Annotated in this window: 13 protein-coding genes; 9 read left to right on the top strand and 4 right to left on the bottom strand. The window is 59.4% G+C overall.

The genetic code is table 11. The features are described 5' to 3' along the window. The first annotated feature begins 23 nt into the window (after positions 1-23). The 8 genes from AC0L3I_RS07205 to AC0L3I_RS07170 all read left to right on the top strand — a co-directional run bounded on the left by AC0L3I_RS07205 (position 24) and on the right by AC0L3I_RS07170 (position 9,708). Complete coding sequence (locus tag AC0L3I_RS07205) at positions 24-2,399, top strand: GumC family protein (protein WP_473526434.1); 2,376 nt, start codon at positions 24-26, stop codon at positions 2,397-2,399. After that, entirely contained in the window at positions 2,287-3,546 is a 1,260-nt protein-coding gene (locus AC0L3I_RS07200; protein WP_473526433.1) for a tetratricopeptide repeat protein, read from the top strand. The genes AC0L3I_RS07205 and AC0L3I_RS07200 overlap by 113 nt, the downstream gene beginning before the upstream one ends. Beyond that, entirely contained in the window at positions 3,543-4,862 is a 1,320-nt protein-coding gene (locus AC0L3I_RS07195) for an O-antigen ligase family protein (protein WP_473526432.1), read from the top strand. Before AC0L3I_RS07200 ends, AC0L3I_RS07195 begins: the two co-directional genes overlap by 4 nt. Before the next feature lie 406 nt (positions 4,863-5,268). Continuing rightward, entirely contained in the window at positions 5,269-6,174 is a 906-nt protein-coding gene (gene cysD / locus AC0L3I_RS07190; RefSeq protein ID WP_473526431.1) for a sulfate adenylyltransferase subunit CysD, read from the top strand. Between the two features lie 2 nt (positions 6,175-6,176). After that, positions 6,177-8,114, top strand: a complete 1,938-nt coding sequence (cysN, locus tag AC0L3I_RS07185; RefSeq protein ID WP_473526430.1) for a sulfate adenylyltransferase subunit CysN — start codon at positions 6,177-6,179, stop codon at positions 8,112-8,114. Between the two features lie 10 nt (positions 8,115-8,124). After that, positions 8,125-8,913, top strand: coding sequence for a 3'(2'),5'-bisphosphate nucleotidase CysQ (cysQ, locus tag AC0L3I_RS07180; protein WP_473526513.1), 789 nt, complete (start codon positions 8,125-8,127; stop codon positions 8,911-8,913). A gap of 127 nt (positions 8,914-9,040) precedes the next feature. Then, positions 9,041-9,280 carry a type II toxin-antitoxin system VapB family antitoxin gene (locus AC0L3I_RS07175; protein ID WP_292407872.1) on the top strand — a complete coding sequence of 80 codons (240 nt, stop codon included), beginning with the start codon at positions 9,041-9,043 and terminating at the stop codon, positions 9,278-9,280. After that, a complete protein-coding gene (locus tag AC0L3I_RS07170; protein WP_473526429.1) occupies positions 9,280-9,708 on the top strand; it encodes a PIN domain-containing protein in 429 nt (142 codons plus the stop codon). The genes AC0L3I_RS07175 and AC0L3I_RS07170 overlap by 1 nt, the downstream gene beginning before the upstream one ends. A gap of 208 nt (positions 9,709-9,916) precedes the next feature. Here AC0L3I_RS07170 and AC0L3I_RS07165 read toward each other — a convergent pair whose 3' ends face one another. From AC0L3I_RS07165 to AC0L3I_RS07150, 4 genes are all read right to left on the bottom strand, one after another. Beyond that, positions 9,917-11,059 carry a DegT/DnrJ/EryC1/StrS family aminotransferase gene (locus AC0L3I_RS07165; RefSeq protein WP_473526428.1) on the bottom strand — a complete coding sequence of 381 codons (1,143 nt, stop codon included), beginning with the start codon at positions 11,057-11,059 and terminating at the stop codon, positions 9,917-9,919. A 255-nt stretch (positions 11,060-11,314) separates the two neighbouring features. Next, on the bottom strand, positions 11,315-12,238 hold the full coding sequence (locus AC0L3I_RS07160) for a carbohydrate kinase family protein (protein WP_473526427.1): 924 nt from the start codon (positions 12,236-12,238) through the stop codon (positions 11,315-11,317). Continuing rightward, entirely contained in the window at positions 12,235-12,681 is a 447-nt protein-coding gene (locus AC0L3I_RS07155; RefSeq protein WP_473526426.1) for an RbsD/FucU family protein, read from the bottom strand. Before AC0L3I_RS07155 ends, AC0L3I_RS07160 begins: the two co-directional genes overlap by 4 nt. Beyond that, positions 12,682-13,908, bottom strand: a complete 1,227-nt coding sequence (locus AC0L3I_RS07150) for an ROK family transcriptional regulator (protein WP_473526425.1) — start codon at positions 13,906-13,908, stop codon at positions 12,682-12,684. Between the two features lie 271 nt (positions 13,909-14,179). Here AC0L3I_RS07150 and AC0L3I_RS07145 point away from each other — a divergent pair, with 271 nt between their 5' ends. Next, complete coding sequence (locus AC0L3I_RS07145) at positions 14,180-15,157, top strand: substrate-binding domain-containing protein (RefSeq protein WP_473526512.1); 978 nt, start codon at positions 14,180-14,182, stop codon at positions 15,155-15,157. Positions 15,158-15,205: the final 48 nt, after the last annotated feature.

The raw sequence follows: 15,205 nt of genomic DNA, 5'->3' as shown, positions 1-15,205 counted from the left end.
GACAAACCCAAGGTTGTCACGCAATGCTCGATCGTAACAGGCAGCATCAAATCGCAGGCCCAGGGCATGGCCAAGCCTTGTCTGCCGACCTGTATTATGACGGTGCGCAAAACTATAGCCCGTACGGTCGCGATTACGCGGAGCAGGACGAGGGCTTCAATCCGCTCAAGCTGTTTTTTTACGTTGTCCAGTATCGGTGGCTGATCGTCATGATGTTGGCGGGCGGGCTTGTCGCCGGCATCGTCGTTACCATGATGCAGACGCCAAAATATCGGGCAACAGCGCAATTGGAAGTGCTGGTTCCTTCGGCCAAGGTCTTCAAGGACATTGAAGTGGTCTCTGAAGCCGGCGACGACTATCTGGTCTTTCTAACCACCCGGGAAAAGCTGAAAAGCCGGGCTTTGGCGCAGCGCGTGGTGTTCCAACTAGGGCTTAGCGAAAAGCCGGATTTCCTGTTTCCGACCCCGAACTTTTCGCTTAGCAATATTTTCTATCGTGCGTTCGGAATTTCCAAATCGCCTTCCATTGAAGAGACAACCCCGGAGGAACGTGAGAAGATTGCAATCGGTCGCGTTCGAGGTGACCTCACGGTCAATCTGATCTCTAATACAAGCCTGCTGTCGATTACGTTTGCCGACCAGAAACCGAAATATGCAGCTGATATAGCCAATCAGGTCGCGCAAAGTTTTATCGACCAGCGCCTCGATCAGACCAGCGAAACCTCAGACCTGGCACGGCAATTCATCCAGGAACAGGTTTTGCAGGTGAAGCAAAAGCTGCAGAAGTCCGAGGAGGAACTCGTCGCTTACGCAAAGGATGTAGGCATCACGATCACCGGCGACGAGAAATCGCTGATAGGGTCGAATATCGAGACTCTGAACACCGCTCTCGCGACGGCAATCCAGGAACGTCTCGATGCCGGTCGGATGGTGGATCAGATAGACAAAGGTCGCGGGGCGAGCCTCGGCCCCGTCCTGGAGAGCGAAGGTCTGCAGAAGATCACCGAGAAGCTGTCGGATTTGACCAGCCAGTATCAGCAGAAGCTGGGCATTTTGAAGCCTGGCTTTCCAGAGATGCAGCAGCTTCAGGCGCAGATCAAGGAGCTGCAGCGGCTTTATCACAATGGCGTTTTGACTATAACCGATTCGCTGCGGCAGAAATACCAGGAGGCCCAGAACAAGGAGGCCGACCTCAAGTCAAAGCTTGCCGAGATGGAGATGCAGCAGGTCATCTTCAACGATAAGAACATCAAATACACGATCTTGAAGCGAGAAGTTGATTCAAACCGCTCCCAGTATGACAGCCTTATTGCCAAGTTGAACGAGGTTGGCGTGAGCTCAGAGCTCAAGACACAAAGTGCCGCGATCGTCGATTTCGCCACCCCGCCCAACAGCCCTTATTCTCCGCGCTTGATCATCAATGTTGCGATCGCTCTGTTTCTTTTCATGGCTTTGGGCGCATCAATTATCTATATCATCGAGTTGCTGAACAACACCTTCACCAATCCTGAGCAGATCGAAAAGGAATTGGGATTGGCGATGCTCGGCATCCTGCCGCTTGTCGATGACCGGGAACTCATAGCCAGCATCGCCGATCAGAAATCAGGACTGTCCGAAGCCTACCGTTCGCTTCGAACGTCATTGCAATTCTCCGGTGCTGAGGGCGCACCGCGATCGTTGCTGGTCACGAGTGCGGAGCCGTCAGAAGGCAAGTCGACCACCTCTTTCAAACTCGGGCAGGATTTTGCAGCACTCGGTGCAAGGGTTCTCATTGTCGACGGCGATCTGCGAAAGCCCAACCTTCATCGGCTGTTTGGCCTCGACAACACAATCGGACTGAGCAATCTGCTGACAAACACCGTCCGCAAGGAGGATTTGGCAAGCATTTTCAGGGCGACGAAACATCCTAATGTGACCGTTCTGACCTCCGGAACGATCCCGCCGAACCCCGCGGACCTGCTCTCTTCGCCGAAGATGGCGCTGATCATTACCAATCTCGGCAAGCGCTTCGATCTTGTCATAATCGATGCCCCGCCGATCGTCGGCCTTTCAGATGCGCCCATCCTCAGCCGGCTTGCCGAGGGCACATTGATGGTCATCTCTACCAATCAGGTGACACGCAAGTCGGCGAAGACGGCGTTGAAGCGCCTGCGAGCCGCCGGCGCGAATGTGGTCGGAGCCGCGATGTCGAAGTTTGCAGTGAACAAGTTCGACTATAACTACGCCTACAAATATATGAACTACCAGTATTACGACTACGGCACCACGAAAATTGAGGGCAAAGTCGATGACGGAGCAGACCAGCCCGCTTATGCAAAATCTCCGGCGTTCAGGCGTTTGGTTCGTCGCATCCGTGCTAGCGTTGGCGGCTTCGTCGATCGGGCTAAGTCGATTTCTTGAAACCGAAACGCCAACCGTTTCCCTCGCGCTGGATCCGCTGAACGTCAATGCCTTCATAGGTGAGATTACCGACGACCTGAACGATACAAGCAACGCTCCAGATCTCGACGCATTGCTTGCCAGGGCCGAAAGCGCGCTTCGCTTTGACCTTGCGGACGCACGTCTCTACAGCCTGATCGGCGAGATAAAGTACCGACAGGGTGCAAAAGACCAGGCCTATGAATTTTTCGATCAAGCTCGAAAATTATCCAAGACCGAGATCCACGCGCTCCAGAGGTCGATAGGCCGCTCGATCGAAACGGGCGATCTGTCAAAGGCCGTCGGCGAGATCGACATTTTGCTGCGGCGATGGCCAGATCAATTTCCTGAAATCGCCGAGGGGCTGCCGACAATCCTCTCGAACCCCGATGGATACCAGGCTGTGCTGGCAGCCATCAGGGCCGCGGCGCCCTGGAGAGCCAATCTGTTGGTCGCGCTGGGCCAAACCCCCGACGGGCTCGATTTCGCAAATCGGCTGCTGCTCGATTTGACTGGATCAGATGCGCCACCAAACTCGAGCGAAGTGTCCGCTGTGATCAATGGGTACATTGGTCACAAAGAATATGAACAAGCGTATCGGTTGTTTCTTTTCAGTCTGTCCGATCAGGAACGGAAATTGGGCGGGTACATTTTCAACGGCACATTTGAACCGGTATCTCGCGGCAGGCCTTTTGATTGGCAGGTCGGCAATCAGTCTGGCCTGGAAGTTACGTTTGCAACATCCCGAGATGCGGTCGAAGGTGAGGGCGGAGCGACGGTCCGCTTCCTGAATACGCCCGTCAAGAACACGGCTCTTCAGCAGTATATCCAACTGCCTCCAGGCTCCTATAAGATTTCCCTGGCTGCGTCTGCAAGCAACCTGAAGCTTCCAAAGGAGTTGTTCTGGTCGATCAGGTGCGTGGGGTCTGCTGGTGAAATAGCGCGGTTCAATATTCCGGAGGGTACATATAATCGTAAGGCGCTCAGTCTGGATTTTTCGGTTGGACCGGCTGGGTGCCCCATGCAATTATTGAAGCTGGAAACTGCCGCCATTGCCGAGAGCTGGCGCTTTCGATATGTCGGCACGCTGGTAATGCACAAATTGAGCATCGAGAGACTTTCATCTTGAGCGACCGGCCATCGGAATGGGATAAATATCTCCTCGGATCGGTTCTGTTTATATCGCTGCTGATCGGCGGTGGCACTGCAAGCGGCCTTTACACGGACACGCTGATTGAGGTCGCGGCAATTGTCTCGGCGGCGGCGGTCTTTTCACAGACCTCCGGCCAAAGGATCCCCCATTCTGTTCTGTGGCTGCTTATGTCCGCTGTGGCGCTGGTGATTTTGCAAATCGTTCCGCTGCCTGCGGCGATATTCAGCCGATTGCGACCGGAGCAGTTGCTCGCAGATTCCGGGCTGGTTGGAGAAACCCGAGTTCGGTTCGTCAGTGTCGGTGTTGGACGGACGATCGAATCTCTGCTGTATCTGGTGGCGTTGGCAGCGTTTTTCTTGAGCGTATTGCGTTTGCGTGCCGAGCAGGTCCGTGCGCTTCTGCCGTTCTTTTTTATGGGTGTTATCTGCAACGGCTTGGCAGGCGCGATTCAATATTCGCTCTCGGATGACATCGCCATAGAGGGATTGTTGCCTTTCACGATCAATGCCGGGCTTTTTGCCAACCAGAATCATTTTGCGGCGTTGCTTTTTGTGTCTGTCCCCTTTGTCGCTTATTACGGTCTGTTCCGAGGACATCTTTTGTCCGGATCGCTCGGGCTGGCCACGCTTTTGCTGCTCCTGTTGGCCGCCGGTTCGCGTGCCGGCGTTCTGATCGGATTAGCGATCACCGTGCTGTCGATAGTCTTTCTTTCAGCGCGTTCCAGGGCGAGTCGGCTCAGCATCCTTGCTGTTTTCATAGGACTTTCGGCCTATACGATAGGCGCATGGACGAAGATCGAGGCCGACGCGATTGATCCAGCTTTCGGGCGAGGAGAGTTTGCTCGCACCACCATCGAGGGGATCAAAGAGAATTGGGCAACCGGCGTTGGGTTTGGAAATTTTCAAAAGGCCTACCAGATATATGAAAAGGAAGAGATGATTTTCAAGAAATATGTAAATCATGCTCACAATGAATATCTTGAAATAGCTTTCGAAGGCGGAGCTCTTGCTGTTCTGTTAATGGCGCTTTATTTCATAATGCTTTTTATGGCACTTACTAAAGTTCGCCGCGATCCCCTTCAAAAGGCGGCGTTTCTCTCGGTGTCGTTTCTTCTCATCCATTCACTCGTCGATTATCCATTGCGGACCGAGGCGCTTGCAATGACGTTCGCCTTTATGAACGCCATTATCTTCCACAAAGGATTTGCAGGCCGTTCGGCCCAGAAGAACGAATTGATCGAGATCGACCACAACGGTGACAAGTTGTTTGTTCCGATCGGAACTTCGTCGTAGCGCCTCTTGGCGACGGCTCCGATCTTCCATCAGCGGCAGGTAGGTAGGTCCTGACCCAGGAAATGTCCCTGAAACCAGGAAGATCATCAGGACCGCGTCCAGAGAGGATTGCGATTGTCCCAGCCCGCACAGGCTGATCTCGGCCCTTCAAGAATATTTTTCTTGGGCCGCCAAGCCCATCAGCCCGCTGAGCAGGAATTTTCGGGTTCTGGTCCCCGCGTGGAAAATTCATTCCCGAACCACTCCAGGGCAGGTCTGTCTTGCATTGTTATAAACGATGGCGATCTGCTAGAAGGCCCGCACGAAGACACATTGTCCAGAAGTGAAGCTTGAACCGGGCCGCTGAAAATTGCGCCTGATGCATCGATGCAAGGTCTGGATTGGCACGAGAGAACGCTTACAGTCCATGAATATCGCGCTTACGCACCTTCAGCGGCTTGAGGCTGAATCCATCCATATCTTTCGCGAGGTAGCGGCGGCCTTCGCCAAGCCGGTCATGCTCTATTCGGTCGGCAAGGATTCCTCGGTGCTGATGCATCTTGCGATGAAGGCGTTTTATCCGGCCAAGCCGCCCTTTCCCTTTCTCCACGTCGACACGACCTGGAAATTCCGCGAAATGATCGCGTTTCGCGATCAGATGGCGCAGAAGCTCGGCTTCGATCTCCTCGTCCACGTCAACGCCGATGGTGTGCGTGACAACATCAATCCCTTCGACCATGGCTCGAACACCCATACGCATGTGATGAAGACGGTGGCGCTGCGGCAGGCGCTCGACAAATACGGCTTCGATGCAGCCTTCGGCGGGGCGCGGCGCGATGAGGAGAAATCGCGCGCCAAGGAGCGGATTTTCTCCTTCCGCAACACCCAGCACGTCTGGGATCCGAAGAACCAGCGGCCGGAGATGTGGAAGATATTCAACACCCGCATCGCGACCGGTGAGTCGATCCGGGTGTTTCCGTTGTCGAACTGGACCGAACTCGATATCTGGCAGTATATTCTCCAGGAAGACATCCCGATCGTGCCGCTCTATTTCGCCAAGGAGCGACCGGTCGTCGAACGCGACGGCATGCTCATTCTGAAGGATGACGACCGGATGGAACTGCGTCCCGGCGAGACGGTTGAGAACCGGCTGGTGCGGTTTCGCACGCTCGGCTGCTATCCGCTGACCGGCGCGATCGAATCCGACGCCGATACGCTGGAGGCCATTGTCGGCGAAATGCTGACGGCGCGCACCTCCGAACGGCAGGGCCGCCTGATCGACCGTGATGAAGCCGGCTCGATGGAAAAGAAGAAGCGCGAGGGGTATTTCTGAGCATGCGCCACATCACGGCCGAGAGCCTCGCGCCCACCGACGGCATTCGTGACTACCTGGCGGTGCAGGAACAAAAGTCGCTGCTGCGCTTCCTGACCTGCGGTTCGGTGGACGACGGCAAGTCGACGCTGATCGGGCGCCTGCTTTCGGATACCAAGCAGATTTTCGAGGACCAGCTTGCCGCGCTCGAGCGTGATTCGCGCAAGCACGGGACGACGGGCGACGACGTCGATTTCGCGCTGCTGGTCGATGGCCTCGAGGCCGAGCGCGAGCAGGGCATCACCATCGATGTCGCCTATCGCTTTTTCGCCACGCCGAAACGCAAATTCATCGTTGCCGACACGCCCGGCCACGAACAGTACACGCGCAACATGGCGACGGGCGCATCGACCGCCGATCTGGCCATCGTTCTGATCGACGCCCGGCAAGGCGTGCTGCGCCAGACAAGGCGTCACTCGATCATCGCCTCGCTGCTGGGCATCCGGCACATCGTGCTCGCCGTCAACAAGTTCGATCTCGTCGGCTTCGACAAGGCCGTGTTCGAACGGATCATCGAAGACTATCGACAATTTTCGCACAAGCTCGGCTTCGACACGATCGTGCCCATCCCGATGTCTGCCCGTTACGGCGACAACGTCACCAGCCGCTCGGACGAGACGACGTGGTATTCCGGGCCGACGCTGATCGAGCATCTGGAAGCCGTGTCGGTCGATGAAGCCGTTGTCGAACTGCCGTTCCGTTTTCCGGTGCAGTATGTGAACCGCCCCAATCTTGATTTTCGCGGTTTTGCCGGCACGATTGCGTCCGGCTCCGTCTCACCAGGCGACGAGGTCGTTGTCGCCAAATCCGGCAAGTCTTCTCATGTCAGGCGCATCGTCTCGCATGGCGGCGATCTGAGCCGAGCGGTGGCCGGCCAGGCCATCACTCTTGTCCTCGACGACGAGGTAGAGGTCTCGCGCGGCAATATGCTGGTGTCGCCGTCGGCGCGGCCGCAGGTCGCCGATCAGTTCGCCGCCAACATCGTCTGGTTCGACGAGCACGCGCTGCTGCCGGGCCGCTCCTATATCCTGCGGACCGAGACCGATCAGACCAGCGCAACCGTCACCGACCTGAAATACCGCGTCAACGTCAACGACTTTGCCCATGAGGCGGCCAAGTCGCTCGAAATGAACGAGGTCGGCATTTGCAACATCTCGACGCGGGCGCCGATCGCCTTCGATACGTTCGCCGAGAACCGCACGACCGGCGCCTTCATCCTGATCGACCGCATCACCAACGCCACGGTCGGCGCCGGCATGATCCTGCATTCGCTGCGGCGTGCCGAAAACATCCACTGGCAATCGCTCGATGTCGGCAAGCACGGCCGCGCCGATCTGAAGAACCAGCGGCCTGCCGTGTTCTGGTTCACCGGTCTCTCGGGCTCGGGCAAGTCGACCATCGCCAACCTTTTCGAGAAGAAGCTGTTCGCCACCGGCCGGCATACCTACATCCTGGATGGCGATAATGTCCGCCATGGCCTCAACCGCGATCTTGGCTTCACCGACGCCGACCGTGTCGAAAACATTCGTCGCGTTGCGGAAGTGGCGCGCCTGATGGCCGATGCCGGGCTGATCGTCATTGTTTCCTTCATTTCGCCATTCAGCGCCGAGCGGCGCATGGCCAGGGAATTGATGACCAATGGTGAGTTCGTCGAGGTGTTTGTCGACACACCCTTTGAGGAATGCGCCAGACGCGATCCGAAGGGCCTCTATGCGCGGGCGTTGAATGGCGAAATCAAAAATTTCACCGGCGTCGATTCACCGTATGAAGCCCCGGAAAACCCCGAAATCCATCTCAAGACACTCGGCAGGTCTGCCGAGGAGATGGTAGAGGCCCTGGAACTCTGGCTGAACGAGCGCGACATTGCCGAAAACCAATATGATAGCGGCGGCGGCATCTGACGACGAAGCGATGCTCGGCGTGTTCGAGCGCCTTGCCTTGGCGGCGGGGCGAGAGGTGATGCGCGTCTTCGATGCCGGCTGCGCTGTCGACCAGAAATCAGACGCCTCGCCGGTGACCGAGGCCGATCGCGAGAGCGAAAAGATCATTCTCGACGGGCTGCGCGCGGCGTTCCCCGATATCCCTTGCGTGGCTGAGGAAGAGGCATCGGCCGGCATCGTGCCGCCCGATCTCGACGACGCCTTCTTCCTGGTGGATCCACTCGACGGCACCAAGGAATTCGTCAATCGCAGGACCGACTTCACCGTCAACATCGCACTCGTTCGCCACGGCGTGCCGGAGATCGGTGTGGTCTTCGCGCCATGCACCGGACGCTTCTTTTCCGGCCGACCGGGCAGCGCGGAAGCAATCGATGTCAATGGTGACTACCAGATCATCGGCCGTCGGCCGATCTCGGTGAGGGCGGGTGTGGCGCCACTGACCGTCGTCGCCAGCCGGTCCCACAATACGCCGGAGACCGAAGCCTATATTCGCACGGTGGGCGCTGCCGAGATCGTCTCGGTCGGCTCGTCGCTGAAATTCTGTCTTGTCGCCGGCGCCGAGGCCGACGTCTATCCGCGCTTCGGCCGCACCATGGAATGGGACACCGCGGCGGGTGACGCGGTGCTGCGCGCTGCAGGCGGCATAACGCGCACGCTCGATGGTCAGCCGCTCGCCTACGGCAAGCGCAACCAGAGCGATGACGTGGACTTCGCCAATCCGCATTTCATCGCCAGCGGCAAGGTAGCCAGGCCAATCTGACGCCATGCAAGCGCGTCCTCGAAATTGCTGACGGAAGCGCTCCCACAAAACCTTATGCTCTCCTGATGGACGGTTGCCATCACGTGTTGGCATTATTATATTCACGTCTACACACAGGAGATTCGCTATGCCGCTCAACATTCGCAGTGAAGAGGTAAACCGGCTTGCCGAAAAGCTGGCGGCGCGCACGCGGTTGAACAAGACGGCTGCCGTGAAGCTGGCCCTGGAGAACGAATTGCGCCGTGCCGAGGAGGCGATCCCTCTGTGGGAGCGGCTGAAGCCTTTGCGCGCAAAGATCGCGGCCTATCCGGACACCGGCCTTGCGGCGGACAGGGCGTTTTTCGATGACCTCAGCGGAGACTACTGATGTTCGTCGATGCGTCTGCAATCCTCGCCATTATGACGGAAGAGCCTGAGGCCGAGGACCTTGCGGCGGCGCTCGATGCCGCGCGCTCGCCGCTGCCGATCACATCGGTCGTGGCTGCATGGGAGGCGACTGTTGGGCTGTTTCGCAAAAAGCGCATTCCCATGGCAGAAGCTGAAGCGCGAGTGCAGGAGTTCCTTGAAGCGGCTGGGGTCCAGGTTCTGGCGATTTCGAGCCGTGAGTTGACCGCCGCGCTGCAAGCCTTTGATCGCTATGGACGGCACCGCTATCCGGACGCTGAACGGAATAGTGCGCTCAATCTTGCCGACTGCTTCCATTATGCCACCGCGAAATCCTACCGGGCGCCGATCCTGACCATAGATGCGGGATTTGCGCTTACCGATGTCGCGACTGTGGGTGCCAAGACCTGAGACCTCGGAGGACTTGGTGCCCGAGCTCGCGGAAACGAGATGCCGTCATTGGCCTTTCTTCCGGAATTTCGCGATGGGCTATTCTTCAATCAGTGAAGGAGATTGAAGTTTCGCTTCGACGCTACGCGCGAGATCGGCTGATGCCCATTGTCGATGCCGCGATCGGCGTATTGCTGGAGGGTATACCGGTGATCGCGCCTGTGAGGCTCTATGCTGCGGCGATTTGCGCCGAATTCGAGCCGATATAGTTGCGGATCGTCTCGATGATCCGGTCCTGGTCGGCTTCGCTCAGATAAGGGTGCATCGGCAGGCACAGGATGCGCTTCGGCAGCTCTTCCGAGACGGCAAGACCTGTCGGCGTGCGCGGATAATTGCGGTAGGCGATCTGGCTGTGCAGGGGCTTCACGTAATAGATCACCGACGGGATGCCTTTTTCGCCAAGATGTGCCTTCAGCCCGTCGCGCATCGGTGTCTCGATGGCATATTGCGCCCAGGCCGAACGGCTGCCTTCTAGGTTGCGCGCCGCCTTGACGATGTCGCCGAGGCCTTCGGCATACCGGTTGGCGACCGCTTGCCGGGCGACCATCTCGTCTTCGAGAATGGCCAGCTTCTCGATCAGGATCGCCGCCTGCAGCGTGTCGAGCCGCGAATTGATGCCGACGCGGACATTGTCATATTGGGTTTCGCCCTTGCCGTGGAAGGCGAACGAGCGGAGCTGTTCGGCCAGCGCATCGTCATTGGTGAACATCGCGCCGCCGTCGCCATAGCAGCCGAGCGGTTTTGCCGGGTAGAAGCTGGTCGAGCCGACCGCGCCGAACGAACCTAACATCTTGCCGTCGATCGAGCCGCCGATCGCCTGGGCGGCATCTTCGATCACCATCAGCCCTTCGCGGCTGGCGATGGCCATGATTGGCTCGTAGTCGGCGGCGAGCCCGAACAGGTCGACGGGAATGATCGCCCTCGGCTTCAGCCGCCCTTCCGCCTTGATCATGGCGACGGCCGCTTCGAGGCTGGCGATGTCGATGTTGTAGGTCTCGGGATCGACATCGACGAAAACCGGCTCGGCCTTGGCCAGCGCCACCACTTCCGCCGTGGCGGCGAAGGTGAAGCTCGGCACGAACACCGCGTCACCTGGGCCGATGCCGGCCGCAAACAGCGGCAGCAGCAGTGCGTCGGTGCCGTTGGCGCAGGCGACAACATGCTTGGTGCCGATATAGGCGGCGAGCTTGTTTTCGAATTCGGTAACTTGGGGGCCGAGAATGTAACGTCCCTCGTCGACGACGCGGTCGATGGCTGCTTTCAGCCTGTCGCGGATTCGTTCGCGCTGCGCGCCTAGATCGATGAACTGCATGTCGGCCTCAAAACGGTACTAGCCAGATAACCGGCCGCTGGTAGCAGACTTGGCGCGGCCGAGAAAGCTGCACGAACAAAGCCGCGAATTGCTCAAATGTCGCAGCCTGTTACCTCTGATTCCGACAGGTCCGCGTCGGACGCCGGAAATCCGGGGCTTTGTTGCGCACGATACGACACTTGTGTCGCACGCGCTCGGCTGGGCGAAACATAAAGTGATCGATGTTTAGCGCACCTTCAGCGCATCGCCGTCCAATCAGGCGATTTCATGCCGCCAGGGCGGATTGGCGCCGGCCCGCGACACGGTTACCGCCGCAGCCTTGGCGCCAAGCGCCAGCGCCTTGTGGATGGCGTCTTCCGGCAGCTTGGCGATCGCCTCCTTCGACAGCAGGCCTTGCTCGTGCAGCGAGGCCAGGATGCCGGCGTTGAAGGTGTCGCCGGCGCCGACCGTATCGACCACCTCGACCTTGTCCGGCACGACCGTGACCTTGTGATCCCTCGTATAGCCGACGGCGCCTTCGCTGCCATGGGTGACGACGATCAGCGTCGGACCGCGATCCAGCCAGTTGCGGACGACGTCTTCGTGTGAGCCGGCTTCGCCGAACCAGTTTAGGTCCTCATCCGACAGCTTCACGACATCGGCCATGGCCATCATCGAGCGGATGCGCCTGAGATGCTTGGCCTTGTCCGGTATGAAATTCGGCCGAATGTTGGGGTCGAGCATCATGACGCGGTGGCTGTGCTCGCGCCGCATGAATTCCTCGTAGGCTGATCCGGCCGGCTCCGAGATCAGGCTGATGGCGCCGAACAGCATGGCTTCGATCTCGCTGCCGAGTTCCGGCAGATCGTCGATGGTCAGCATGCGTCCGGCTGTGTTTTCATCGTAGAACGTGTAGGTCGCGTGGCCGTTGTCCAGCCGCACGAAGGCGAGCGTGGTCGGCCGGGGCGATGTGTGCGCATAGGTGGAACTGACCTGGCTTGCCCTCAGCGCGTCCTTGAACTGGCTGCCGAACAGATCCGTCGACAGGCCGGAAAAGAAACCGGCGGGTGCTCCCAGCCGGCCGAGCGCTATTGCCGTGTTGAAGACCGCGCCGCCGACATAGGGGGCAAAGGCCGGCTCGCCCTGTGTCGTGGTGCGTGGCAGCATGTCGATCAGGGCTTCGCCGCAACAGAGGATCATGATTTCCTGGTCTCCGGCGGATAGATCACACCCTTGCGGATGATGATGTTGGCGTAGAGCCGCGGCTCGCTTGTCGCGACGATCGCGTGCGCAGACCTGACCCGTAAATAGAAGTCGGCGCCGGCAAGCGCAACCACCTCGCGGCCAGGCGCGCGCGTGGCGCAGATCGCCTCCATCTCGTGATGAACGGGATCGGCAAGCATGGGATCGCCTTTGACCGAGGCGCGAAACAGCGCCGCCGGCACGGCGTCATCGACAGGTAATAGGCTGAGGATGGCGTCGAGCATCGGAACAAGATGGTGACCGTCGGCGCGGATGAGCCGGTGTGCCTGCTCCTTCGCCGGGTAGTTTCCGTCGACAAGGGCGATCTCGTCGCCATGGCCCATGGCACGCAGCATCGCCAGAAGCTCCGGGCCGAGCAGGGCCGGGATTCCGATCAGCATTCAGGTGCTCCTGGAAATCGTGGTCGAACCGATGAGGAAGCGCTCGGAAAGCGGCAGGCTGGCCCCGCCCAGGGCACGTGCATGAATGCCGACAGTCCCCTCGCGAACGTCCGGAAGCTTCAGGCCTTCACCGTCGATCTTGCCGATGGCTTCGATAACGGCATCGACGAGCCGGCGCCGCACGGCCTTCGGCATCCATCCGTCGATCACCGCTGTCTCGAAATCGATAACCGAGGACGCCGCCACGATGGCATAGGCGAGCGCCTGCGAGGCGCAGGCGATCCAGTCGTCGAGCTCGACGCCGATCTCGCCCCAATCCTCCGGTGACGTCCACAGATGCGAGGCTTCGACGCCGCGCGCGTTGAGCGCCTTTTCCAGCATGGCGATCGACGCCACGTCGATCAATTGGGTCGGCTTGCCGTCCGGTCCGGGCACCGGCATCGAACCCAGCGCGCCGGCATTGCCGGTCGGCCCGCCGAAAAGGTGACCGTTCAGCACGATGCCGCCGCCGGCGAAGGCACCGATATAGAAATAGACGAAGTCGCGCGCCACGCCCGCCTTGCCGAACACCAGTTCGGCGCCGCAAGCCGAGGTGGCGTCATTCTGCAGGTAGACCGGGAATTCGCACTGCGCCTGGATGTCGGCGCGGATGTCTCGGTGGCGCCATTCGTCCATGACCTCGCGCGGCGCACCTGCCGTATCGGCCCAGTTCCACAATTCAAACGGCATGGCGATGCCAAGTCCGGCAATGCGCTTGTCCTGCGCCGGGGTGAGTTCGCCGCGCATCGTCTTCATGCCGGAGGTGACGAATTCGACCGTCTCGCGCGGTGCCGGATAGCGGTAGGAATGCTGCAGCATCGAGCGTACATTGCCGAGAAAATCGATCAGCACGAGTTCGGCGCTGCGACGGCCGATCTTCAGGCCGATGAAATAGGCACCATCGGGATTGAGCGCCATCGGAATGGAAGGTTGGCCGATCTTGCCGCGCAACGGCGCCTGGCGGACAAGGAGGTTGTCCTCCTCGAGTTCACGCATGATGACCGAAACCGTCTGGGCCGAAAGTCCGGTCATGCGCGCAATGTCGGACTTGGCCAGGCTGCCGTGCCGGCGCACCAGCGACAGCACAAGCCGCTCATTGTGGTCACGCATGCCGCTCTGGTTGGTGCCGCGGTGAATGCGGCTCTCGGCTGCCTCGGGCGAACCGTGCTTTGTAGTGCCGGTCTCCACCCCTGTTCCTCCGTCTTTTCCCCTCAATGCTTTTGGGCCAGAATGAGTGAACGATGCAGCGCTGTCAATAATAAATAAGAGTGATTTAATTATTGACAGGACCCTCGGTCTGGTATTCTGTTGGGGCAGGCGTCCACGCCGGGAGAAGTCGTCTGAATGCTTTGTGCAGATGCCGGTTGGCCGGCATCCGAAATGGTTCCACTGGGAGGAAATCGTGACCAAGACAACACTACTAAAATCCACCGTGTTTGCCGCGGCCGGACTGGGCCTGATGGCGTTCACCTCGGCTGCGTCCGCCGCGGATGTCGGAGCTTGCCTGATCACCAAGACCGACACCAACCCGTTCTTCGTCAAGATGAAGGAAGGCGCGTCCGCCAAGGCCAAAGAACTCGGCGTCGAGCTCAAAGCCTACGCCGGCAAGATCGACGGCGACAGCGAGAGCCAGGTGGCGGCGATCGAAAGCTGCATCGCCGACGGCGCCAAGGGCATCCTGATCACCGCGTCGGATACCAAGGGCATCGTCCCGGCGGTGAAGAAGGCACGGGACGCCGGTCTGCTCGTGATCGCGCTGGACACGCCGCTTGATCCGCTCGACGCCGCCGATGCGACCTTCGCGACCGACAATCTGGAGGCCGGCAAGCTGATTGGCGCGTGGGCCGCCGCGACGCTCGGCGACAAGGCGAAGGATGCCAAGATCGGCTTCCTCGACCTGACGCCCTCGCAGCCGACGGTCGACGTGCTGCGCGACCAGGGCTTCATGATGGGCTACGGCATCGACGTGAAGGACCCCAACAAGATCGGCGATGAGGACGATCCGCGCATCGTCGGCCACGACGTCACCAACGGCAACGAGGAAGGCGGCCGCAAGGCGATGGAGAACCTTCTCCAGAAGGACCCCGGCATCAACGTCATCCACACCATCAACGAGCCGGCAGCCGTCGGCGCCTACCAGGCGCTCAAGGCCGTGGGCCTCGAAGGCAACGTGCTGATCGTGTCGGTTGACGGCGGCTGCCCCGGCGTGAAGTCGGTCACCGAGGGCGTGATCGGTGCGACCTCACAGCAATATCCGCTGCAGATGGCGGCACTCGGCATCGAAGCGATCGCCGCTTTCGCCAAGGACGGGACGAAGCCCAAGCCGACCGAAGGCAAGGATTTCTTCGACACGGGCGTCAACCTCGTGACCGACAAGCCCGCGGAGGGCGTGAAGTCCATCGACACCAAGGAAGGCCTTGCCAAGTGCTGGGGCTGATGCCGGTCTGACAGGCAACAGAACCGATCGGCCGGGGCTTGATCCCCG

Source organism: Mesorhizobium sp. WSM4840 (assembly GCF_055811755.1).
Note: the sequence above shows the minus strand (reverse complement) of the source record. Positions and strands in the feature narration are given on the sequence as shown.

Bases quoted from the DNA above. Each gene is read 5' to 3' on its own strand.
- AC0L3I_RS07205 (WP_473526434.1), top strand. From the start codon at position 24: ATGCTCGATCGTAACAGGCAGCATCAAATCGCAGGCCCAGGGCATGGC.
- AC0L3I_RS07200 (WP_473526433.1), top strand. From the start codon at position 2,287: ATGACGGAGCAGACCAGCCCGCTTATGCAAAATCTCCGGCGTTCAGGC.
- cysD (WP_473526431.1), top strand. From the start codon at position 5,269: ATGAATATCGCGCTTACGCACCTTCAGCGGCTTGAGGCTGAATCCATC.
- cysN (WP_473526430.1), top strand. From the start codon at position 6,177: ATGCGCCACATCACGGCCGAGAGCCTCGCGCCCACCGACGGCATTCGT.
- cysQ (WP_473526513.1), top strand. From the start codon at position 8,125: ATGCTCGGCGTGTTCGAGCGCCTTGCCTTGGCGGCGGGGCGAGAGGTG.
- AC0L3I_RS07175 (WP_292407872.1), top strand. From the start codon at position 9,041: ATGCCGCTCAACATTCGCAGTGAAGAGGTAAACCGGCTTGCCGAAAAG.
- AC0L3I_RS07170 (WP_473526429.1), top strand. From the start codon at position 9,280: ATGTTCGTCGATGCGTCTGCAATCCTCGCCATTATGACGGAAGAGCCT.
- AC0L3I_RS07165 (WP_473526428.1), bottom strand. From the start codon at position 11,059: ATGCAGTTCATCGATCTAGGCGCGCAGCGCGAACGAATCCGCGACAGG.
- AC0L3I_RS07160 (WP_473526427.1), bottom strand. From the start codon at position 12,238: ATGATCCTCTGTTGCGGCGAAGCCCTGATCGACATGCTGCCACGCACC.
- AC0L3I_RS07155 (WP_473526426.1), bottom strand. From the start codon at position 12,681: ATGCTGATCGGAATCCCGGCCCTGCTCGGCCCGGAGCTTCTGGCGATG.
- AC0L3I_RS07145 (WP_473526512.1), top strand. From the start codon at position 14,180: ATGGCGTTCACCTCGGCTGCGTCCGCCGCGGATGTCGGAGCTTGCCTG.